This window comes from Novosphingobium bradum, from assembly GCF_042646485.1.
Classification (GTDB): Bacteria; Pseudomonadota; Alphaproteobacteria; order Sphingomonadales; family Sphingomonadaceae; genus Novosphingobium; species Novosphingobium bradum.
This window is the reverse complement of record NZ_JBHRTQ010000007.1, coordinates 816,122-838,967: the sequence shown is the minus strand read 5'-3', so window position 1 is coordinate 838,967 and position 22,846 is coordinate 816,122. Positions and strand designations below refer to the sequence as shown.

17 protein-coding genes and 1 tRNA gene are annotated in these 22,846 nt (G+C 67.8%); 14 read left to right on the top strand and 4 right to left on the bottom strand.

Features of this window, described 5'->3' with window-relative positions; translation table 11 throughout:
* The first annotated feature begins 179 nt into the window (after window positions 1-179).
* The 9 genes from tssH to ACFOD9_RS09845 all read left to right on the top strand — a co-directional run bounded on the left by tssH (window position 180) and on the right by ACFOD9_RS09845 (window position 15,022).
* Complete coding sequence (gene tssH, locus ACFOD9_RS09885; protein WP_379509914.1) at window positions 180-2,825, top strand: type VI secretion system ATPase TssH; 2,646 nt, start codon at window positions 180-182, stop codon at window positions 2,823-2,825.
* An 86-nt stretch (window positions 2,826-2,911) separates the two neighbouring features.
* A complete protein-coding gene (locus ACFOD9_RS09880) occupies window positions 2,912-3,388 on the top strand; it encodes an Hcp family type VI secretion system effector (RefSeq protein ID WP_379509913.1) in 477 nt (158 codons plus the stop codon).
* A gap of 87 nt (window positions 3,389-3,475) precedes the next feature.
* Entirely contained in the window at window positions 3,476-5,329 is a 1,854-nt protein-coding gene (locus ACFOD9_RS09875) for a type VI secretion system Vgr family protein (RefSeq protein WP_379509912.1), read from the top strand.
* A 27-nt stretch (window positions 5,330-5,356) separates the two neighbouring features.
* A complete protein-coding gene (locus tag ACFOD9_RS09870) occupies window positions 5,357-5,971 on the top strand; it encodes a DUF6931 family protein (RefSeq protein WP_379509911.1) in 615 nt (204 codons plus the stop codon).
* A gap of 9 nt (window positions 5,972-5,980) precedes the next feature.
* Window positions 5,981-7,456 carry a type VI secretion system-associated FHA domain protein TagH gene (gene tagH, locus ACFOD9_RS09865; protein WP_379509910.1) on the top strand — a complete coding sequence of 492 codons (1,476 nt, stop codon included), beginning with the start codon at window positions 5,981-5,983 and terminating at the stop codon, window positions 7,454-7,456.
* Between the two features lie 42 nt (window positions 7,457-7,498).
* Window positions 7,499-8,842 (top strand): type VI secretion system baseplate subunit TssK, encoded by a 1,344-nt coding sequence (gene tssK / locus ACFOD9_RS09860; protein ID WP_379509909.1) that lies wholly within the window; start codon window positions 7,499-7,501, stop codon window positions 8,840-8,842.
* Window positions 8,839-10,260 (top strand): type IVB secretion system protein IcmH/DotU, encoded by a 1,422-nt coding sequence (gene icmH, locus ACFOD9_RS09855; protein WP_379509908.1) that lies wholly within the window; start codon window positions 8,839-8,841, stop codon window positions 10,258-10,260. Before tssK ends, icmH begins: the two co-directional genes overlap by 4 nt.
* Window positions 10,261-10,277: 17 nt before the next feature.
* Window positions 10,278-13,724 (top strand): type VI secretion system membrane subunit TssM, encoded by a 3,447-nt coding sequence (gene tssM / locus ACFOD9_RS09850; protein ID WP_379509907.1) that lies wholly within the window; start codon window positions 10,278-10,280, stop codon window positions 13,722-13,724.
* Between the two features lie 251 nt (window positions 13,725-13,975).
* Window positions 13,976-15,022, top strand: a complete 1,047-nt coding sequence (locus ACFOD9_RS09845; RefSeq protein ID WP_379509906.1) for an LLM class flavin-dependent oxidoreductase — start codon at window positions 13,976-13,978, stop codon at window positions 15,020-15,022.
* A 54-nt stretch (window positions 15,023-15,076) separates the two neighbouring features.
* Here the strand turns inward: ACFOD9_RS09845 and ACFOD9_RS09840 are convergent, their stop codons facing one another.
* Window positions 15,077-15,727 carry a TetR/AcrR family transcriptional regulator gene (locus tag ACFOD9_RS09840; RefSeq protein WP_379509905.1) on the bottom strand — a complete coding sequence of 217 codons (651 nt, stop codon included), beginning with the start codon at window positions 15,725-15,727 and terminating at the stop codon, window positions 15,077-15,079.
* A 233-nt stretch (window positions 15,728-15,960) separates the two neighbouring features.
* On the opposite strand from ACFOD9_RS09840, the gene ACFOD9_RS09835 reads away from it, so the two are divergent.
* Together ACFOD9_RS09835 and ACFOD9_RS09830 are read left to right on the top strand one after the other, a co-directional pair.
* On the top strand, window positions 15,961-17,193 hold the full coding sequence (locus ACFOD9_RS09835) for a cytochrome P450 (protein WP_379509904.1): 1,233 nt from the start codon (window positions 15,961-15,963) through the stop codon (window positions 17,191-17,193).
* A 47-nt stretch (window positions 17,194-17,240) separates the two neighbouring features.
* Window positions 17,241-17,603 (top strand): limonene-1,2-epoxide hydrolase family protein, encoded by a 363-nt coding sequence (locus ACFOD9_RS09830; RefSeq protein WP_379509903.1) that lies wholly within the window; start codon window positions 17,241-17,243, stop codon window positions 17,601-17,603.
* Window positions 17,604-17,734: 131 nt separating this feature from the next.
* On the opposite strand, the gene ACFOD9_RS09825 is transcribed toward ACFOD9_RS09830, so the two are convergent.
* Window positions 17,735-17,811 (bottom strand) — tRNA-Pro (locus tag ACFOD9_RS09825).
* Between the two features lie 218 nt (window positions 17,812-18,029).
* Between ACFOD9_RS09825 and yajC the strand changes: the two genes are divergently transcribed.
* From yajC to secF, 3 genes are read left to right on the top strand one after another with little or no spacing between them, the layout of a single operon-like run.
* Window positions 18,030-18,359: a preprotein translocase subunit YajC gene (gene yajC, locus ACFOD9_RS09820; protein WP_379509902.1), complete on the top strand. Its 330-nt coding sequence runs from the start codon at window positions 18,030-18,032 to the stop codon at window positions 18,357-18,359.
* 53 nt (window positions 18,360-18,412) lie between these two features.
* A complete protein-coding gene (secD, locus tag ACFOD9_RS09815; protein WP_379509901.1) occupies window positions 18,413-20,020 on the top strand; it encodes a protein translocase subunit SecD in 1,608 nt (535 codons plus the stop codon).
* Window positions 20,021-20,034: 14 nt separating this feature from the next.
* Window positions 20,035-21,012: a protein translocase subunit SecF gene (gene secF / locus ACFOD9_RS09810; RefSeq protein WP_379509900.1), complete on the top strand. Its 978-nt coding sequence runs from the start codon at window positions 20,035-20,037 to the stop codon at window positions 21,010-21,012.
* Here the strand turns inward: secF and ACFOD9_RS09805 are convergent.
* On the bottom strand, window positions 21,009-22,196 hold the full coding sequence (locus ACFOD9_RS09805) for a glycosyltransferase (RefSeq protein WP_379509899.1): 1,188 nt from the start codon (window positions 22,194-22,196) through the stop codon (window positions 21,009-21,011). The genes secF and ACFOD9_RS09805 overlap by 4 nt on opposite strands.
* A complete protein-coding gene (locus ACFOD9_RS09800; RefSeq protein WP_379509898.1) occupies window positions 22,193-22,768 on the bottom strand; it encodes a helix-turn-helix domain-containing protein in 576 nt (191 codons plus the stop codon). Before ACFOD9_RS09800 ends, ACFOD9_RS09805 begins: the two co-directional genes overlap by 4 nt.
* Between the last annotated feature and the right edge of the window lie 78 nt (window positions 22,769-22,846).

Genomic DNA, 22,846 nt, shown 5'->3' with positions numbered 1-22,846 from the left:
AAAATCGTTTGAGCGGGGGTGAGGGTTCCACTAGTCTGCAGAAGTATTCGGTCGCATTTTTTGGTGGTCGGATGAGTGAGCAATTCACCATCCTCAATCCAGTCCCGCGAGGCGGCGCGTGATCTGCGTGGTCATACGCCTTTCGGGATTGCTTTGGCATTTGGGGGTGTGTGGGGCTGATGCAGTTCAACCTGAAAAGTCTGATCGGTCGGCTTGACGATACCTGCCGCGCCGCGCTCGAAGGGGCCGCCGGCCTGGCGCTGTCGCGCACCAATTACGATGTCGAGATCGAGCACTGGCTGATCAAGCTGATGGATCGGCAGACCTGTGACATCCCGCTGATCCTCTCTCATTTCGAAGTCGATGCCGGGCGGCTCGGGCAGGATATCCTGCGCCAGGTCGATCGCTTCAAGACCGGCAACGGCCGTGCTCCGGCGATCGCGCCCAACGTGGTCAAGCTGCTGCGCGAGGCCTGGCTGGTCGCATCGGTCGAATATGGCGCCAGCGCGGTGCGCTCTGGGCACCTGCTGGTCGCGCTCCTCGGGAATGACGAACTGGCCCGCGTGGCGCGCGATGCCAGCTCGCACTTCGCTAAGATTCCGCCCGAAACGCTCAAGGATGCCTTGGTCAAGATCACCGCGGCCTCGGAAGAGGCGGCTGGAAGCCTGGCCGCGCCCGCCGCGGGCGAGGGGGCTTCCTCCGGTGGCGGCGGCGGTTCCGGCGGGATCGCGTCGGGCGGCTCGCTCGACAAATTCTGCATCGATCTCACCCAGCAGGCGCGCGAGGGCAAGATCGATCCGATCTTCGGGCGCGATCCGGAAATCCGCCAGATCGTCGACATCCTCACCCGTCGCCGCCAGAACAACCCGATCCTGACCGGCGAGGCCGGGGTGGGCAAGACCGCGGTGGTCGAAGGTTTCGCCCTCCGGATCGTCCAGGGTGACGTGCCGGAGGCGCTGAAGAACATCCGCCTGCTCTCGCTCGACCTCGGGCTGCTCCAGGCCGGGGCGGGGATCAAGGGCGAGTTCGAGAACCGCCTGAAATCGGTGATCGAGGAGGTGAAGAAATCGCCCACCCCGATCATCATGTTCATCGACGAGGCGCATACCCTGATCGGCGCCGGCGGGGCGGAAGGCCAGAACGACGCGGCCAACCTGCTCAAGCCCGCCCTCGCGCGCGGCGAGATGCGGACCATCGCCGCCACGACCTGGGCCGAATACAAGAAATACTTCGAGAAGGATCCGGCGCTGACCCGGCGCTTCCAGGTGGTCAAGGTGGAGGAACCGGCCGAGGGGCTGGCCGTGGCCATGCTGCGCGGGCTGGTGCCGGTGCTGGAGAAGCACCACGGGGTGCGAATCCTGGGCGAGGCGCTGGAGGCGGCTTCAACCCTTTCGCATCGCTATATCACCGGGCGGCAGTTGCCGGACAAGGCGATCTCCCTGCTCGATACGGCCTGCGCCCGGGTGGGCATCAGCCAGGCGGCAACCCCGGCGCCGGTGGAAGACCTGGAACGCCAGCTTGGCCTGCTCGCGTCCGAAGTCGCCATGCTGGAGCGCGAGGCCAAGGGCGGGGCCGACGTGGCCGCCGCGCTGGAAGCCAAGGCGGTCGAGCGGGCCGATATCGAAGCCCGCAAGGCCGAACTGTCCGAGCGCTGGCAGACCGAGCTGGCCGCGGTCAACAAGGTCATCGCCGCGCGCGACGCGGTCACGGCAGCTGCCGCCGGCAGCCCCGAGGCTGAAACCGCCGTCGCGGCCCTGCGCGAAGCCCAGGCGGACCTGGCCCCGATCCAGGGCGAGACCCCGATGATCTTCGACGTGGTCGATCGCAACGTGGTGGCCGAAGTGCTGGCCGGGTGGACCGGGATTCCGGTCGGCCGCATGGTCAGTGACGAGATCCGTTCGGTGCTGTCGGTGGCCGATCAGCTGGCCAACCGCATCAAGGGCCAGTCCTACGCGCTCGACATCATCGCCCAGACCGTGCGGACCGCCCGCGCGGGCCTCGCCGATCCGCGCAAGCCATTGGGGGTGTTCCTGTTCTGCGGGACCTCCGGCGTCGGCAAGACCGAAACGGCCCTTGCCCTTGCCGAACTGCTCTATGGCGGCGAACAGAACGTCACCACCATCAACATGAGCGAGTTCAAGGAGGAGCACAAGGTCTCCACCCTGGTCGGCGCGGCCCCGGGCTATGTCGGCTATGGCGAGGGCGGGGTGCTGACCGAGGCTGTGCGGCGCAAGCCCTATTCGGTGATCCTGCTCGACGAGATGGAGAAGGCCCATCCGGGCGTGCAGGACGTGTTCTACCAGGTGTTCGACAAGGGGATGCTCAAGGACGGGCAGGGCCGCGACATCGATTTCAAGAACACGCTGATCATCATGACCTCCAACGCCGGGACCGACACGATCGAGGCGCTGTGCCGGGATGCCGAGGTCCTGCCCGATCCGGAGGAACTGGCCCAGGAACTGCGCCCGGCCCTGCTCGATTACTTCAAGCCAGCCTTCCTCGGCCGCGTGGTCACCGTGCCCTACTTCCCGCTGCCGCCGCACATCCTGCGCGAAATCGTGGTAATCAGCCTCGAACGCATTCGCAAGCGGATCGAGGCCAACTATGCCGCTACTTTCGGATGGGACGATGATCTCCTTGACGCTCTGGTGGCGCGGTGTACTGAAGTCGAAAGCGGGGCGCGCAATATTGAGAACATATTGAAGCGGGGGCTGCTGGCCGATCTGGCGGGGCAACTCCTCGAATTGCGTGCGGAAGGCCAGGATGTCAGCCATGTCCAGGTTGGCCCGGGCGCGGACGTTGACTACGCGATCACGATTACCTGACCTGCAAGTTATTGTTTTGGATCGATCATTACGGCGCTAGGTCATGAATTGGCCAATGCCCCGGGAAAGTACCGAAGGAGGAACATATGTCCATTTTCCTGAAGTTCGACAGCATCAAGGGCAGCTCGACCGACGCCAAGTTCAAGGACCAGATCGAGCTTCACAGCTTCCAGTGGGGCGCGGGCGTGGCCACCAGCAACTCGCATGGTGGTGACCGCACAACCGGCAAGGCCAGCGTTTCCGAGATCACCGCGACCAAGTCGGTCGACAAGTCGACCGAACTTCTGTTCAAGTCGCTGCTGCTGGGCAAGTCGGTCGGCAAGGGGCTGATTTCCTTCACCGCCACCAGCAATGGCGAGAACGTCGCCTATGCCACGCTGACGGTCGAGGAAGTGATCATCTCGGGCCTGAGCATGAGCTCGGGCGGTGGCAACGATATGCCGTCGGAATCGATCTCGCTGAACTTCACCAAGTTCGACTGGTCGTTCACCGGCCGCGATGCCAAGCAGGGCGGCAGCCCGACGCACCTGATCTACAGCATCATGGAATCCAAGCTCGGGTAAGTCTATGGATCAAGGCCCGGACTCGCCAGGCGGCGTGGTCCGGGCCAGCCCGCGGCCGGGCTGCCAGCGGATGCCACAAGGAACGCCATGGCAGAACATTTTCTCAATCTCCGCGAGCTCGCCGGCGAGCCGGTGGGCGATTATGCGCTGTTGAGCTTCCATGGCCGCGAAGCCATTTCCGAGCCCTATGAGTATACGATCGAGCTGCACACCCTGGCGCGGCCCGATCTGACCAAGTGGATCGGCCAGCTCGCCGAATTCGACGTCAGCCCGCAATATGGCCAGAGCCGGGTCTTCGCCGGACGGATCTATGCCGCGCGGATGATCAATGCCGATGGCAATCCGCGCGTGCAGGTCAGCATCGGCCCTGCCTGGCAGGCGCTGGCCTATACCCGTGGCACCCAGTTCTTCCAGGACCGCACCAGCATCGACATCCTCGATGCGATGACCACCGACCTGACCGGCTATGTGAAGAAGCTGAACGTCAGCCCGGCGCCGCCGGCGCGCGGCTATGCCGTGCGCTTCGACGAGAGCGAGCTGGCCTTCCTCGATCGGCTGCTGGCCCATGACGGGATCATGTATTTCTTCGAATATGACCGTCGGGCCGGCAATTTCCGCAACAAGATGGTCATCACCAACCAGCCGGCCGACTATATCGAGGTGGCCGGCGGCGCGATCCACAAGTCGGACGGTTCGCTCCATTCGCTCGAACGCCAGTTCACCGCCGCGCCGCGCGGATCGAGCCACGCCTCCTACAACCAGAACAAGCTCGACCAGCCGTTCATCAAGCCCGGCGTGTCGAGCGCGAGCTGGGGCGCGGTCTATTCCAGCACCTACGATACCCTGGGCCACGAGGCCAAGGCGCCCGGCGATCTCTCGACCCGCGCCACGGCCGAGGACCAGTACCAGGAGCAGATCGCCGACGTGGTCTCGGGCAACTCCACCGAGCCGACCTTCTGCGCCGGCGGGCGGGTGCAACTGCACGATGCCGGGATGCCGGTACCGCAGCGGGTGGTCCTGACCAGCGTGATCCATTCCGCCTTCGATGGCTGGGCGCTGCCCGATGCCGCGCCGTCGTCCTACAGCAACCGGTTCACCGCCATCGACGCCAACCGCACCTGGCGTCCCCCCGTAGGCCAGCCCGATCGCCACGCGCGCGGCCCGGTGCTGGGCCTGATCCAGGACGAGACCAGCGCGATGGGCCTCACCATCGTCGACGACCAGTGGCGCGTGCCGGTCAAGTTCCCCGGCACGCGCGAGTTCGATCGCAAGGGGAACAAGCATTACATCTGGCTGCCGGTCCAGCAGCAATGGGCGCATTCAACCCACGGGGCGCAGTTCATCCCGCGCATCGGCACCCAGGTGATCGTCGATTTCCTCTATGGCAATCCCGACCTGCCGTTCGTCGCGGGCACGCTCTACAATCCCGCGCAGCCCTATCCCTTCGACCCGACCTCGACCCCGACCCAGACCGGCTGGCGCTCGGTCACCGACGGCAATGGCGAGATCGTCCAGCAGTTCCGCTTCGAGGACAAGCCCGGCAAGGAGGAGATCTATCTCTCCACCGACCGCGACTATCGCCGCGAGATCAAGCACGACGATTGGGGCACGGTCGACAACAACCAGACGCTGGAGGTCAAGAAGGACCGCTCGCGCAAGGTGGGCGGCAAGGAGACCGTGGAGGTCACGGATACCCGCACGATCACGGTAACCGGCAAGAACAAGCTGGAATCGATGAACGAGATCGAGCTGGTCGTCGGGCCGTGCAGCATCAAGCTGACCACCTCGGGGATCGAGATCAAGGCGCCGCAGATCAAGATCAGCGCCGATGCCAAGCTGGAGATGCAGGCCGGCGGCCAGGCCACGCTCAAGGCGCCGATGACCCAGGTCAACGCCGATGCCACGCTCATCCTCAAGGGCGGCATGGTTTTGATCAACTGATGCCCGAAATCTGATATGACATCCGCCATGGCCACCGCACCCGCCATCCCCCTGCGCTTCCAGCGCGCCGAGTTCGAGAGCAAGGCCGATCTCTCGCCGCAGGGGCGGGCGGTGCTTGCCGCCAATCCGCATCCCACCCGGCTGATCGAAGCGCTTGGCGCGGCGAAGCTGGATCGCGATGCGGTCCATGCCCTGGCGCTGATGCTGCCGCACCGGCAGGTGGTGTGGTGGGGCTGCCTCGCCGCGCGGCTCCTGCCTGATCTTGACCGGCGCAAGACCGATCTGGCCGCCATCGCCGCGGCCGAGGCCTGGACCCAGAATCCCGCGCCGGCCCAGGCCGAACAGGCCGCCCAGGCCGCCGACCAGGCCGACCGCGACCTTGGCCCGGCCTGGGTGGCCACCGCCGCCGGCTGGGCCGGTCCCTCGCTCGCGCCGCGCGGCCAGTCGGCCGTCCCGCCGCCGCCGCACCTTCCGGGCACCGCCGTCCGCACCGCGCTGGTCCTGCTGATGCTCGAGCCGGCCCTGCAGGGCCGGGTCTCCCATGCCGACTGGCTGGAACTGGGCCTGGCCCTGATGCGCGGCGAAAACGGGTCAGCCGCGCAAGGGCAGCTGCGCCGCCGCCTGTTCGAGCCGGCAGCCTGACGCACGACCATGTGGACCCTGCTCCTATCCCGCGCCTCCGATCCGCCGGGCACCTATTTCGACCGCCGCCAGCTCGATGCCGGCGAGATGAAGATCGGGCGCAGCGCCAAGACTTGCGACATCGTCCTGCCCAACGACGATGGCCTGATCTCGCGCGAGCATTGCACCGTGCTGGCCAGCGGGCTTGATCTGTTCGTGACCGATACCAGCAAGAATGGGGTGGCGCTCAACGATCCGGCAGCGCGGATCGTGCCGCACCAGGCCGTGCCGGTGCGCCCGCATGACCGGCTGATCATCAACGATTTCGTGATCACTATCGTGACCGCCGCCGAAGGGGCCGGGGTCGGGCTGGTGGCGCCGCCGCCGCCGCCGGTGCCGGGGTTCGACGCGCCGCCCGCCGGGGGCCATGACGTTTGGTTCGATCCCCCCGCCGATCCGATCTGGCAGGATGGCCCCGGGCTGGGCGGGGGCATGGATGGCGGGCTTGGTGGCAGTTTGGGCGGCGGGCTTGGTGGCGGCCTGGGCGGCGGGGCGGTCCACGATTTCCTCGCCGGGGGCAATGCCTTCTTCGACGATCCGCTGGCCGGCGCCGGCGATTCGCGCCACCCGCCCGACTTCGGCTTTTCGCAAGGCATGGGGGAAGCCTTCGTCCGCCCGATCATGGCCGAACCGCTGCCCGGCGCGGCCGACTATGCCATCCCCGAGGACTGGGCGGCCACGCCGGTGGGCGGGGCGGCGCCCGACCCGTTCGGCACCCCCGATCCCTTCGCGCCCGATCCGTTCGGGGCGCCGCCTGCCGCCCCGCCGCCGGCGCCCGGTTTCCGGGCGGGCGATCCGTTCGCCGGCTTTGCCGAGCCACCCGCCGCGCCCCAGCCTGCCGTCCCCCCCGCCGGGGCCACCGCCGGGCAGCAGGGCGGGGCGGACTGGGCGGCCTTCCACGAAGGTGCCGGCCTCTCGCCCGAGGAGCTTCAGCTTCCCCCCGATGCGATGTATCGGCTCGGGGTGATGTACCGCCAGGTGGTCCTCGGCCTGTGCGACATCCTCCAGGACCGCGCGGCCTTCAAGGACGAGTTCCGGGTTGAGCGCACCCAGCTTTCCATCGGGCGCAACAATCCGCTCAAGCACCTGCCGGCGATCGATGCGGCAAAGGTGCTGATCGGCAAGTCCCTGCCCGGCTTCATGGACACCGAGGAGGCGGTTCGCACCTCGTTCGAGGACCTGAAGAAGCACCAGCTGGCCATGCTGGCCGGCGTCCAGCGCGCCCTGCTGGTGGCCTTCGACCGCCTGTCGCCCGCCGAGATCGAGAAGTTCACCGAAAAGGCCGCCGCCCACAAGAAGGGGCTGTTCGGCCACAAGCCCGATACCTGGGGAACCTATGTCACCGTGTTCGAGGCGCTCAAGCGCGATGCCACGTCGAATGCCAACGGCGTGATGAGCGTGGCCTTCCGCGAGGGCTATGAAAACTTCATGAAGCAACTACGGTAAGTTGGGTCCGGTTTTCGGGGCGCCACACGGGGGATTCTGGTTTTGACTTGGGAAAACAAGCCAGTCTGGTCGGAAGGGATGTTCCTGCGGCCGCAACATTTCCAGCAGTTCGAGCGCTTTGTCGGCGCCCAACTGGAATCTCGGGTGCGGCCGCTGGTTTCCCACGGCTATGGCCTGGCCGATCTCCAGTTCGCGCCGGGGCCGTTGCAGACCGGCAAGCTCCAGCTCGCGCGCTGCGCCGGGGTGTTCGACGACGGCACCCCGTTCCGCGTGCCCGAGGAAACCGCCGCCCCGCTCCCGCTCGAGATCACCCGCGACACGCGCGATTGCATCATCCACCTGTGCATCCCGGAAAGCCGGGCCGGCACCGCCGATGTCGCGCTCGATGCCTCTGCCCAGGCCGAGACCCGCTATCGCGCCGAGGAATTCGAGGCGGCCGATACCGTCTATGGCGGCGCCTCGCGGGTGCCGCTCAATGTCGGCCGGCTCCAGCTTTCGCTACGCTCGGAGGCCGAGGGGCTGGATGGCTATACCACCCTGCCACTAGCCCGCGTGGTTGAGCGGCGGGCCGACGATTCGGTCGTGCTCGATCCGGGCTTCATCCCCTGCGGGCTGGTGGTCGGCGCCAGTCCGGTCCTCTCGGGCTTCCTCACCGAGCTGGAAGGGATGCTCCACCAGCGCGGCGAGGCGATCGCCGGGCGGCTCGGCACGCCGGGCGCCAAGGCCGTGGCCGACATCACCGATTTCCTCATGCTGATGACGATCAACCGGGCCGAGGCGCTGATCAAGCACCTGATGGTCATGCCCGCGGTCCATCCGGCCGATTTCTACGGAATGCTCTGCGCGCTCGCTGGCGAGGTTTCGACCTTCACCGCCAGTTCCAACCGGCCCCAGTTCATGCCGCTCTATTCGCACCGCGAGCAGCGGGTCTGCTTCGATGCGGTCATGGCCGACCTGCGCCGCTCGCTCAGCAAGGTGTTCGAGCAGAGCGCGGTGGCCATCCCGCTCGAACAGCGCGCCTATGGCATTTCGGTCGGCCAGATCCAGGATCGCTCGCTGTTCACCACGGCCCAGTTCGTCCTCGCCGTGCGCGCCGGGGTCGATACCGAGCAGATCCGCGCCAACATCCCGCGCCGCGCCAAGATCGGCTCGGTCGAACATATCCGCGACCTGGTCATGCGCCAGTTGCCCGGCGCCGAACTCTATCCCATGCCGGCCGAACCCCGGCAGATCCCGTTCCGCGCGAACACGGTCTATTTCAGCATCAACAGCCGGCACGAGCAGTGGCAGGCCGTTCGCACCTCGGGTGCGGTGGCCCTGCACGTGGCCGGGGAAATCCCCGGCCTTGAACTCGAGATGTGGGCGATACGAGGCGCGCAGCCATGAGCGACGACAACGACGACGCCACCGTCTTTCGCCCCGGATCGGGCGGCGGGACGCCGGCCAGTGGGGTGCCAGGTGGTGGGGTGCCGTCCGGTGGGGCAGGGGCCACGCCGCCGCCGCCGGGCGCTCCGCAATGGGCGCCGCCGCCGCCGGCCGCCGGCTATACCCCGCCGTCGCCGCGCACGCTCCAGGCCGAGCCCGGCAATGCCCCTGTCGCGGAACTCAACTTCGCCGGGCCGGAGCCCGATCTCTATGGCCCGGAACCGCTGGTGGCCGCGGCCGGCCGGCTGATCCACCTTGCCAGCCACGTGCGGACCATGCCGATCGGCCCCGCGCTGGAGCCGCTGCGCCGGTTGTGCATTCAGGAGCTGGAAGCCTTCGCCAAGCGCGCCCGCGAGCTGGGGCTGGAGGCCAAGTCGGTCCAGCTCGCGCACTATATCCTGTGCGCCTTCCTCGATGATGCGGTGATGTCGACCCCATGGGGCGCCACCAGTCCGTGGTCGCGCCAGAGCCTGCTTGCCGCCTATCACAACGATACCCAGGGCGGCGATCGGATGTTCTCTTTTGCCGAACAGATGGAGCGTGATCCCGGCCGCGAGCCGCGGCTGGTCGAACTGCTCTATCAGTGCCTGTCGCTGGGCTTCGAAGGCCGCGCCGCGCTCGATCCGCGCGGGGCTTCGCTGCTGAATGACCGGCGCGCGCGGCTGGCGGCGCTGATCCAGCGCCAGCGCGGCGGCCAGCCGGCCGACCTTTCGCCGCAGTGGCGCGGCCAGGAGGTCTCGGCCGGGCCGTTCGCTCCCGCGATCCCGCTGTGGGCGATCCTCTCGGCCATTGCGGTGGTCGCCCTTATCATCTTTTCCGCCCTGCTGTTCCGCCTGTCGAGCAAGGCCGACGTGGCGATCGAGGGGCTGGACCGCGCGGTGGGCCACCAGGCGCCCGCCGCCCCGCCGCCCCCGCCGCAGAGCGCGACCCCGCTGTTCGAGCAGTTCCGGCAGATCCTCAAGCCCGACATCGATTCGGGCCGCCTCGAAGTGGTGCGCGAGGGCAACGAGATCGTCGTGCGGCTGCACAACCAGGGGCTGTTCGGTTCCGCCCAGGCCGAACCCGCCTCGGAATGGAGCGACACCTTCGGCCGGCTCGCCCAGGCGGCAAACCTCACCAAGGGGCCGATCCGGGTGGAGGGCCACACCGACGACCAGGCCATCCGCAGCCTGGCCTTCCCGTCGAACCAGGAACTGTCGGAGGCCCGCGCCCAGTCCGTGGCCGGCGCCATCGAAAGCGCGGGCCTGGCCGACAAGGGCCGCGTTTCCACCGCAGGCCTGGGATCCACCCGGCCGATCGGCGACAATGCGACCGATGACGGGCGGCGGGCGAACCGGCGCGTCGAACTGCGCGTCGCCAACGACATCGAGTGGCGCTGAGGCGCGGGAGCAGGGGCATGGACACGCTGAAAAACCTCTTCCGCAATCGCTGGTTCTGGCGGGTGATCGCCGCGCTCACCCTGGGCGTGATCGTCTGGTTCATCGGGCCGCTGGTTGCGATCGGCTCGTGGCGGCCACTGGGCTGGTGGCTGGCGCGACTGGTCTTCGCCCTGCTGCCGCTGGTGGTGGTCGGCGTCCTGGCCCTGCTCGCCCGGCGCAAGGCGCAGAAGGCAAACGCCGCGCTGATCGAGGCGCTCCAGCCCGATCCCGTGGCGGCCGAGCGCGACGAGGTGGCCGGCAAGCTGGCCGAGGCGCTGGGGATGCTCAAGTCGGCCCGCCTCGGCTCGCGCCAGACCTATGCCTACCAGCTGCCGTGGTATGTGGTGATCGGCCCCTCGGGCGCCGGCAAGACCACCGCGCTGCTCAACTGCGGCCTGAACTTCCCGACCGCCGTGGCCGGCGAATACCGCGCCCTGCGCGGCCAGCCGATCACCCCCAACTGTGACTGGTGGTTCACCGACGAGGCCGTGCTGATCGACACGGCCGGGCGCTATGTCACCCAGGACATCGATGCCAGGGCCGATGCCGAAGGCTGGAAATCCTTCCTCGACCTGCTCAAGGCCCACCGCCCGCTCCAGCCGCTCAACGGCATCATCGTGGCGATCCCGGCAACCGACCTTGCGGATGCCCGCAAGATGGCCGCCCATGCCGAACACGTCCGCGCCCGCCTTGCCGAAATCGGCGGCACCCTGGGCCAGGACCTGCCGGTCTATCTGCTCGTCACCAAGACCGACCTGCTCTCGGGCTTCCGCGAATATTTCGCGCGCAGCACCGATGCCGAGAGCGACCAGGTGATGGGCGTCACCGTGCCCGGTAGCGATCCCGATGCAGCCGCGATCCTCAGCGGTTTCGATGGGCTTGTAACCAGCATTTCGGCGCGCGTGGTCGAACGGATGCAGCTCGAGCCGCAGATGCACCTGCGCGCGGCCATCGCCAGCTTCCCGGCCCAGCTCGCCTCGCTGCGTGGCCCACTGGCCGGGCTGGTCGCCGCGCTTGGCCAGAAGAGCCGGTTCGACCAGCCGGCCCGCCTGCGCGGCGTCTATTTCGCCTCGGCGATCCAGACCGGCAATCCGGTTGACCGCCTGCTGCTCAGCGCCGGCCAGCCGGCCAGCGCCTCGGGCTTCAGCGTCGGGCAGGGCCGCTCCTACTTCCTGCGGCGCTTCTTCTCCGACCTAGTCTTCCCCGAACAGGGCATGGCCGGGCGCAGCCCCCAGGCGGAAAAGCGGGCGAGGCAGCGCTACATGGTCTCGATTGCCGCCTCGGTGGCCACCTTCGCGATCTGCCTCGGCATCTGGACCTGGGGCTATTTCCGCAATTCCGACCTGATCGAGACGGTCTACCAGACCACGGCCGACTATCAGCAGGCCGCCAGCCAGGGTGCCGGGATCGACCAGGACCTGGCCGTGCTGGGCGTGCTGGGCAAGGCCACGGCCGATATGCAGGCGGCCGGCGATTTCGCGCTTGGCCTGGGCCAGGGCGGGCGGCTTTCGGGCGATCTCAAGGGCATCTACGGGCGCGACCTGGGCCGGCGGCTGACCCCGCTGCTCGCCAGCCTCGCCCAGGAACGGATGGCCGCGAACACGACCCAGCCGGCCGCTCTCTATGATGATCTCAAGTCCTACCTCGTGCTCGGCGGACGTGGGCCGGAGCTGGGCGAACAGGTCGTCGCCTGGGTCCAGTCGGCCTGGGTGGCGCGGGGCGGGGCGGGATCGGAAGTCCAGGCCGGCGAACTGGCCCGCCACACCGCGGCCCTGTTCGACGGCAACTTCAAACCCACCCCGATCGACGATGGCGCGGTCGAATCTGCCCGCACCGTGCTGCGAAGCCAGCCGGCGGCGGTGCGCGTCTATGGCCGCCTGAAGACCAAGGCGCTGGAAAGCGGCGAGCAGATGTGGACCGCGCGCGAGAACGCCGGGCCGCAGCCCGACCTGTTCTTCGCCGCCGATGGCGCCTTCGCGCCGGGCGCGGGCGTGCCGGCCCTGTTCACCCGGGCCGGCTACGACAAGCTGTTCCTGCCGATCGTCGCCCAGGGCACCAAGCTGCTCGAGGAGGAGAAATGGGTGGTCGGCGATACCGGCTCGGCCCAGCTCTCGCCGGCCGAGATGGCGTCGCTGCGGTCCGACCTGGAGAAGCTCTACTTCGCCGAGTTCATTTCGCGCTGGCAGTCCTACCTCGCCTCGATCCAGCTCAAGAAGGTCGGCTCGCTGGCCGAGAACGTGCAGCGCCTGCGCGATGGGGCCGGGCCGCTTTCGCCGATCAAGCCCCTGCTCAAGGCCATCGCCAAGGCCACCGACATGACCTCGGCCACGGCCGCGGCCGGGGTGCAGATGCCGCAGCCGTCCAGCGTGCTGGGCAACGTGGCGATGAATGCCGCCGCCGCCCATGCGCCGGTCCTGTCCACCGGCCGGCCCGAGGCGGTTGCCGCCTTCCTGCCCTTGCGGACCTTCGTGGGCGGGGGCGACGGCGCGCCGGTCGATGCCCTGCTGCAAACCATGACCCAGCTGGCTGACAAGCTGAACCTGATCTCGGTCATGCCGGGCAGCGGCGGCGATGCGGGATCGCAGCAGGCGACCGAGGCCAAGGCGCTGATCCTCCAGCTTGACCAGAGCGGCTCGGGCCTGCCGCTGCCGGCGGGCCTGTGGGCCAAGGGCGTGGCCAGCGATGCCAGCGTGGCACTGGGCGGGCAGCGGCTCGCCCAGATGGGCGCGGCGCTCAGCGCCAGTTTCGGTGATGCCTGCGCGCAGACCCTGGTGCGGGCCTATCCGATCCAGCCAGGGGCGGCGGTCGATCTCGCCGTTGCGGACTTCACGGTTTTTTTTTCCCCGCAGGGCCGGTTCGCCAGGTTCGTGGCGGATGAAGTCGGGTCCTATATCGACCGCGCCGGCCCGGTCTGGACCGCCAAGCCCAATGCCGCCGAGGTGGGGCTGACCGAAGGCAATGTCCGCGCGCTCCAGGCGGCCGATGCGATCACCCACACCTTCTTCGCCGCCGATCCCAATTCGCCCCGGCTGACCTACCAGATCGAACCGGTTGCCCTCAATGGAGCGGCGGCGGTCACCATCGAGGCCGATGGCCAGAAGCTGACCTATGACGGCAAGTCGCCGATCCCGGCCACGTTCAACTGGCCCGGCTCCGGCGGCGCCTCGGTCAACTTCGCGCCGGCGGCGGGCGGGGCACCGCAGACCCGCACCTGGCCGGGTGCCTGGGCGGTGTTCCGCATGGCCAAGGTCGCCGCGATCCGCGCCGGAGCCAGCCCGGTGATCGGCGAAGGCAGCCTCACCCAGGCCGGGGCGCGGTTCGATTTCCGCATCCGCACCTTTGCCGGGGCGAACCCCTTCGTGGTCGATCCCTTCGTCAAGGTCAGCTGCCCCAATAGCCCGAGCGCCGCGCCCGTGGGCGCCTGATGGTGGTGTAACGCTGCCCGCGCGGCAGGGCGGCGCGGCTTCCATCGTTTCCATGTCCGACGGCAAGGGCGGGCTTCAGGCCCGCTCCTTGTCATGGCCCCGCCGTGCCTCGCGCGCTGGCGGGCGCGACGCTTTGCGGTTGACAGGCCCGGCGCACGATATGTAGTATATGCTTCATAACGAAGAATCGCCATACCACTGGCCGGACCTGGGCTGCCAGCCCGGCCCCGATCTCACACGGGAGCAGGACCATGCGTTTCGCTGTCACATACAACCTCGAATACGTCCCCGAAGTGCACAAGACCCCGCAGAACTACTGCAACCAGATCCTGGAGCAGTCGGTCCTGCTGGAGAAGCTCGGCTTCGATGGCGTGTGGTATTCCGAGCATCACACCGGCCGCTATTCGTTCGGCAATCCGGCGGTCATGGCCACGGCCGCCGCCATGCGGACCAGCCGGATCAAGGTCGGCACGGGCGTTTCGCTGCTGCCGCTGCACCAGCCGGTGTTCCTCGCCGAGGAATATGCCCTGCTCGACGTGCTGAGCGGCGGCCGCCTCGAATATGGCATCGGCCGCGGCTACCTGAAGCACGAATATGACTGGGTGGGCGTGCCCGCCGAGGAAAGCCACGGCCGTTATCACGAAATCATGGATTTCCTGGAACGCGCCTGGACTGAGGACGGCAAGATCGATTTCGACGGCCAGTATTACCAGATCAAGGGCTACGATTGCTTCCCCAAGCCGATCCAGCAGCCGCTCCCGCCAATTTATGCCTCGGCCGGGGCGACCATGGAAAGCTTCCGCTGGGCGGGAGAGCGCGGCTATCACCTGGGCACGGTGTTCTTCCTGCCCGACATCAGCCACCTGCCCGAGGGGATCGCCAGCTACAAGGAGGCGCTGGTCGCCAATGGCCATGAACCGGCTACCCGCGAGGTCATGGCGATCACCCAGATGTATTGCCACGAAAACCACGAGACCGCGCTGCGCGACGGGCGCACCTATGCCAACAACTACTACCGCCACTTCGCCAAGCTGGGCGGCGTGGGTCCGCAGAACCCGGTCTACACCTATTACAACGAAGCCGACGCGCTCGACATGAACGCACGCGGGCAGACCCTGATCGGCAGCCCCGATGCCCTGTGCCAACAGATTGCCCGCTACCAGCGCGACTATGGCCTCGACTACCTGATGATCGAGGTGGCGCAGGGCGGCGCGCCGCACGAAAACGTGTGCCACGCGCTCGAAGTCTTCGCCCGCGAGGTCATGCCCCATTTCCAGAAGGAACTGGTCAGCGCTTGATCCTGTGAGCCGGTCCGGGGGACTTGCCCCGGCCGGCTTTCGGCGACGGCTGGATCAGCCCTGCCAGAGCGATTGGGAGATCATCGTCATGATGGTCTCGCGCACTGCGTCCTTTGATGCGCCACTGCCGGAAAACAGGAGCGGGCGCAGGATCACGCTGGCCGCGACCATGCCAAAGGCGAGGCGCACGGCGATATCGGCATCGAATGGCGGCTTTTCCCCTCGCGCGGTGTAGCTGGCGAGAATCTCGCGGGCCGCCTGTTCGAAAGTGCGTTCAAGGCCGGCAAGCGGCACCGATTCCTGATCGTCACCATTGGGGTTCACCAGGGCGAGGGCCGTGAATACCTCGCGGTGCTGGTCGAAGAAGTCGAACAGTTCGCCCGACATATGCTTGGGATCACGCGCTGTGGCGGCATTGTCCATCACCTTCTGGCGCTCTTCCACGAAGCGGTGGATGATGTCCTCGAAGGGTGCGGACACCGCGGCATCATAGAGGTTGGCCTTGCTGCCGAAATGCCGGAACAGCAGGGTTTCGCTGACATCGGCGACCCGGGCGATCTCCTGGGTGGTGGTGCCGGCATAGCCGCGGTCGGCAAAGAGCTGGAGCGCGGCGGCGCGGATCTTCTCGAGAATCTCGGCCTGGCTGCGCCGCGGCCTCCGCCGTCTGGGCGCCTCGGTCTTGGTCATCTCTCCAACAGTTCCCATCGCGGCCCGCCTTCAGCCAATTTTCCAGAAATCGCGGCGCTTCTATCTGGATAGGCGGGAAAGTCCAAGCTCGCGAACCGGCGGCCCGGCCGGCTTGCCCGAACGGGCATTGACAGCCGGTGGCAGCGTAAGTAGTAAATACTACACGATGGCGGCAGGGGCGTCGTCTCACACTTCCCGGCAGGGAAGGGGGCGGCGCCACACAAGGACCGCAACGCGAGAGGATGCACTCCATGGCCGTTATCACCGCGCTGGACGCGGATCGCCTGATCGATGCCGATGCCTATCATCGCCACGGTTATCCCTGGGAAATCTGGGCACGGCTGCGCCGCGAAGCCCCCCTCAGCCGCATGGTGACCTCCAGCGGCGAGGCCTATTGGGCCGTGACCCGTTACAAGGACCTCATCGATATCGAGCGCAACGCCGCGGTCTTCCTCAACGAGCCGCGCATGGTGATGGATGCCAGCCAGGGCGAAATCCCGATCCGGATGATCGTCAACATGGACCCGCCCGATCATGGCGCCTACCGCAAGCTGGTCAACGCCCGCTTCATGCCGCGCAACATCGCGGCGGTGCAGGATTTCGTCGACGAGGTGGTCAACCGCACGCTCGATCATGCCATGGCGCTGGGCGACCAGGTGTTCGATCTCCAGGAAGTCTTGTGCAATCCCGTGCCCACGGCGGTCATCTCGCGGTTCCTGGGCGTGTCCGACGATCTGGCGCCCAGCATCCATGACTGGACCAACCAGTCGCTCTATCCCGGCGATCCCGAGATCGCGCGCGGCCGCCCGCCCGAACAGGTGCGGACCGAGGCGATCCAGGCGATGTTCGCGGTCTACCGCGACCTGTTCGAGGAGCGCCGCGCCGCCCCGCGCGACGACCTGCTGACCGACCTGCTCAATTCGCGCATCAACGATGCGCCGATGCCCGACATCGAGCTCTATTCCTGGTGCTACATCCTGACGCTCGCCGGGCACGAAACCACCCAGAGCACCTTCGGCGCGGCGATCCACACCTTCATGCAGCATCCCGACCAGCTGGCCCTGCTGCGCGCCGATCCCGACCTGATCCCCGGCGCGATCGAGGAAGTGCTGCGCTATGTCTCGCCGGCGATCCATTTCTGCCGGACCGCCCGCCACGATGTCGAGATCAACGGCCAGACCATTCCGGCCGGCGAGCCGCTGGTCCTGTTCTATCCCTCGGCCAACCACGACGACGCGGCGTTCGAGCGGCCCGACGAGTTCGACATTACCCGCACCAGCAATCGCCATGTCGCCTTCGGTTCCGGGCCGCACCAGTGCCTCGGGATGCATCTGGCGCGGCTAGAGCTGCGGATCATGCTGACCCGGTTCCTCGAACGGGTGGAGAGCGTCGAGCCGGCGGGCACGCCCACGGCGGTTCATTCCTGCGTGGTGGGCGGCTTTCGCAAGTACCCGGTCCGCATGAAGGTTCGCCCGCGCGCCTGATGCGGCGCGCGCGGCCGGCGACAGGTTGCCCACAGGGAGAGCGACGAATGGGGAACAGCGAGCGGGTCCTGGCCTATATCCGAGCCTGGGAAGAAAAGTCGGTGGAGGATATCCTTGCCCGGATGACCCCGGATGCGGTCTGGCAGAACACCGGCCTGCCCGATGCGATCGGGCACGATGCGATCCGCGCGGTGGCCGCCGCTTTCCTGGGCGATGCGGAAGTGGTCGAATTCACCGTCCATGCCATTGCCGAAACCGCCGACGGCAAGGTGTTCACCGAGCGGACCGACCGGTTCGAGGGGCCGCGGGGCAATTTCGTGATCCCGGTCAACGGCGTGTTCGAATTTTCGGGCGACCTGATCTGCGCTTGGCGCGACTATTTCGATCCCGGCCCGTTCAAGGCCGGCTAGACCGCGCCACCGAAACCCGCCGTCACTGCCGAGCGCCGCTCCCGATGGGGCGGCGTTTTGCGTGGCCGCGTGCTGGACGCGCCCGCCACCCAGCCGTGCTTGCGGGGGTTGCTTGTGGATCTTTGGAAAATTGGTCGGGACGAGAGGATTCGAACCTCCGACCCCCACACCCCCAGTGTGATGCGCTACCAGGCTGCGCTACGTCCCGACCGGAGCGGCGCCTATAGGCAGCAGTTCGCGCCGATGCAAGCGCTCTGCGTTGCCCTGTGTGTGATGGTGTGTGCGGTGGCGGTGGAGATGGGGGCAGGGCGGCGCGTGATATGGGCCGGCGCGTTGCCACTGGCGGGCATTGCTGCTAACCGCCCGGCGATTGAATGCCTTATCGGCCCGCCCGGGCCACCTTGCGACGAAAGCCTTGTCCCGCCCATGAGCACTGCCACTCTCGCCATCCTTTCTGCCGCCGCCGCGGGTGCGCCGCCGGCCTGGACCACGTTCATCCCCTTCGTCGGCATGGGCCTGGTGTTCTACTTCTTCCTGCTGCGCCCGCAGATGCAGCAGCAGAAGGCGCAGCGGGCCAAGATCGACGGGCTCAAGAAGGGCGACCAGGTGGTGACCGCCGGCGGCCTGATCGGCCGGGTGCTCAAGGTTGACGACGCCCATGTCGAGCTTGAACTGGGCGTCAACGTGAAGGTCCGCGCCGTGCGCTCGACCATTGCCGACGTGCTCCAGCCCGCCGGCAAGCCCGCGAACGACTGAGCCTCGCCGACTGACCGTCGCGACAGGACCATCAAGGCGAGGATCGCCCGACCATGCTCGATTTCCCCCGCTGGAAGCAGGCGTTCTACTGGGCGATTGCCGCCCTGGCCATGCTGGCCGCGCTGCCCTCGCTGTTCGCCTTCTCCAACCTGCGCTGGCCCTCGGTCCTGCCGCGCCCCGAGGTCAACCTCGGGCTTGACCTTGCCGGCGGCAGCCACATCCTGCTTGAGGCCAATCCGGATCAGGTGAAGCGCCAGCGGCTGGAAGCGATGGACGAGAACGTCCGCCAGAAGCTCAAGACCGAGGCGCCCGATGTGGCCGTGGGCGACATCTCGACCCTGGGCGGCACGGTCAGCTTCATGGTCGAGAACCCGGCCCAGCTCGACAAGGCCCGCGAGGCCGTCCTCCCGCTCACCCGGGGCGTGGGCATGAGCGGCCAGCGCGACTGGGACATCGGCGTGCTCGATGGCAACCGCATCGTCCTCACCCCCACCCAGGCCGGGATCGACGCCGATGTCGGCCGGGCGATGGATACGGCCACCGAAGTGGTCCGCAAGCGCATCGACGCCCTGGGCACCCGCGAGCCGACCATCATCCGCCAGGGCGCCCAGCGCATCGTGGTGCAGGTGCCGGGCCTCAAGGATCCCGAAGCGCTCAAGAGCCTGCTCGGGCAGACCGCCAAGCTCGAATTCAAGCTGGTCGATTCGACCGCCAGCCCGACCGACATCGCCCAAGGCATCGTGCCGCCCGGCAGCGAGATCGTCCCCTGCATGGACGCCCGCTCGTGCGGCGGGGTTCCGGCCATCGCCGTGCGCCGCCTCGGCGGGATCAAGGGCGACCAGCTGACCGACGCGCGCCAGTCGAACAACAGCCAGACCAACGAACCCATCGTCAACATCACCTTCAATGCCGAAGGGGGCGCCAAGTTCGCCCGGCTCACCACCGAGAACACCGGCAAGCCCTTTGCGATCATTCTCGACAACAAGGTGATCTCGGCCCCCCGCATCAATGAGCCGATCCTGGGCGGCAGCGCTCAGATTTCGGGCAGCTTCACCACTGAAAGCGCCAACCAGCTGGCGATCTCGCTGCGCTCGGGCGCGCTGCCGGTCGATCTCAAGGTGGTCGAGGAGCGCACGGTCGGGCCTGATCTTGGCGCCGATTCGATTCGGAAGGGCGGCATCGCCATGCTGGTCGGCACGGCGGCGCTGATGACCTTCATCCTCATCACCTACGGCCGCTTCGGGGTCTATGCGATCTTCGCGCTGATCGTGAACGTGATGATGATCCTGGGGATCATGGCCGTGGCCAACACCACGCTGACCCTGCCCGGCATCGCCGGCTTCGTGCTGACCATCGGCGCCGCGGTCGATGCCAACGTGCTGATCAACGAACGCATCCGCGAGGAACGCCATCGCGGCCGCCGCGTCTTCCAGGCGGTGGAGATGGGCTACAAGGAAGCCAGCCGGGCGATCTTCGATGCCAACATCACCAACGTCATCGCCGCCGCGCTGATGTTCTTCTTCGGCTCCGGCCCGGTGAAGGGCTTCGCGGTGGTGCTGGTGATCGGCATCTGCACCTCGGTGTTCACCGCCGTGACCATGACCCGGATGTGGGTGGCCAACTGGCTGCGCCGCACCCGTCCCGCCGATCTCGTGCTGTAAGGGAGAGCCTCGCCATGAAATTGCTCAAGCTCGTCCCCGATCACACCAACATCCGCTTCCTGCGCTGGCGGGTGCCGTTCTACGTGGTCAGCGTCCTCCTGATGGCGGCCTCGATCGCGCTGGTCGCTACCAAGGGGCTGAACATGGGCGTCGACTTCGTCGGCGGCCAGATGATCCGCGTGACCTTCGTCCAGTCGCCCGCCGCGCCCGTGGCGCAGCTGCGCGGCGAGGTTGCCAGCCTTGGCTATGGCGAACCGATCATCCAGCAGTTCGGCAAGCCCAACGAGGTGTCGATCCGGATGAAGCTGCCGGCCGGGTCCGACCATGACGCAGGCCTGGCCGATGCCATGGCCAAGCGCATCACCACCGACATCAAGGCCCGCCATGCCGATGCGCGGATCGATGGCGTCGATTCGGTGTCGGGCAAGGTCTCCAAGGAGCTGGGGTGGACCGCGTTCCAGGCGCTCGGCCTCGCCGCGCTGGCGGTGGCCGCCTATATCTGGCTGCGTTTCGAATGGCAGTTCGGCGTGGGCGCCCTGCTCAGCCTGGTCCACGACGTGACCCTGACCCTGGGCCTCTTCGCGCTGACCGGGCTGGAGTTCGATCTCAACATCGTGGCGGCCCTGCTGACGCTCATCGGCTATTCGCTCAACGATACCATCGTGGTCTACGACCGCATCCGCGAGAACCTGAAGAAGTTCCGCAAGATGCCGATGCCCGAATTGCTCGATCTCTCGGTCAACGAAACGCTCGCGCGCACCCTGGTTACCTCGCTGTCGATGCTGATCACCCTGGTGGCCCTGCTGCTGCTGGGGCCGGACGTGATCTTCGGCTTCACCGCGGCGATCACCTTCGGCATTTTCGTTGGCACCTACTCCTCGATCTACATGGCCTCGCCGATCCTGATCTGGCTCAAGGTCAACCCGAAGAGCTTCGTGCCGACCGAGAGCGACACCGACCGCCAGGAACGCCTCGCGCGCGAACGGGGCTAACGGCCTGCCAGCCGCTGCCAATGGGAAACCAGGGCAGCGGCATTGGCTTCCCAACTGAACCCTTCGGCCCCGCGCAGCACGGCTTCGCGCGGGGGCGGTTCGGCCAGCAGTTCGGCCACCGCCGCCGCGATTTCGGCGCCATCGCGCCCGGCAAAGCGGCCGAAGGCGGGATTGGTGATCAGTTCGCGCGCGCCGGGGATCGGCGTGGTCACCACCGGCGTTCCGCAGGCCAGCGCCTCCACCCAGGCATTGGCAAGGCCTTCGCTGGCGCTGGGCAGCACGAAAACGTCGGCCGCGCCCAGCACCACCGGCAGCTCGCCATGGGGAACCGGGCCAAGGAAACGCACCCGCTCGCCCAGGCCCAGCCGCTCGGCCCGGGCGCGCAAGGACGGCTCGTCGGCGCCGCCGCCGGCCAGCACCAGGATCGCCCCCGGAAGCTGCGCCAGGGCGTCGATGGCGAAGCGCTGGCCCTTGCGGTCGATCAGTGCGCCCACGCTGGCCAGGATCGACGCATCGGCCGGCAGGCCAAGGCGCGCGCGGCAGTCTGCCCGGTCGAGCGGGCGGAACAGGGTGCGGTCCAGCCCGGTGCGGTGCAGGGCGATGCGTTCGCGCGGCATTCCCAGCGCGGCCATGTCGTCGGCCAGGCCTTGCGAAACCGCCAGCAGGCCTTGCGCGGCCTGTCCCGCGCCAAGCACCTGGCGCGCGGTATCGCCGCGCGCGCCCCAGTGGTGGATGTCGGCGCCGCGCGCCTTGATCGAGACCGGCAGGCCCAGCGCCTTGCCGATCCGAACGGCCGCCGGGCCATCGGGATAGAAGAACTGGGCATCCACCACGTCGAAGGGGCGCTCGGCATGGAGCCGGCGCGCCAGCGGCAGCACGGCGCGCGCCACGGCCATGGCGTTGAACCGCCCGCCGATCACCGGGATCAGCCGGAAGCGGGGCCGGATCACGCGAACCCCGCCGCGCTCCTCGCTATCCGGCAGGGCGGCCAGCGCCCGGTAGCGCGGGTGGAGCGAGAGCGGGAAGGGGGGCAGGCCAAGCGGACTGGCCAGGGTCAGATCGACGTCGCCGCGCCTGGTCACCGCTTCCATCTGGCGCGCCACGAAGACCCCGAAATTGGGCGCGGCCCGGTTGGGATAGAGCGTGGCGAGCGAGAGCACCCGCAGGCGCGCGCCGCTGCTCACAGCGGGCGCACCAGCATCTCCGCCACGGCCAGCCACACCGGGTTGTCGATGATCACCTGGCGCTGGCCGCGCCCCGGCGGCAGGATGGCCACGCGCCGTCCGTCCCGGTCGATCAGCCGGCCGAAGGCGAAGCGCCCGCCCGGGCGCGGGGCCAGGACATCGCGGTTGACCAGCCGGCCCCAGGTCCTGTCGTCACCCACCTGGCGCAGCCACAACTGGTCGCCGGCCTGGTATTCGCCGCCGCTGGTCTCGACCGCGAGAGCCACCAGCGGGCCATCCTCGGCCAGTTGGGTGGGCAGGATCGCATCGCGCGGGACGGCCAGCGGTTCGGCCCCGCCATCGGCCAGCCGCGCCACGATTTTCGGCTGGCTCGCCTCGGCGCCGCGCACCAGCAGTTCCGGCTCCACGCCCAGCGCCGCGCCGATCCGGTTCATCCAGGCGAGCGAGAGCTGGCGCATCCCGGTTTCGAGCCGCCCGATGGTCTGCGCCGTGGTCGGCGGCAAGCAGCGGGCGGCAACGTCGGCCAGGGTCAGCCCCTTTTCCTTGCGGATGTCGCGGATGCGGTTGATCATGGCTGGCTCCTTGCTCCAGAGCTAACCATATTGGTTTTTTCGCTTTCCTACAAGCATGGCCGCCGGGCACCTGTGCCC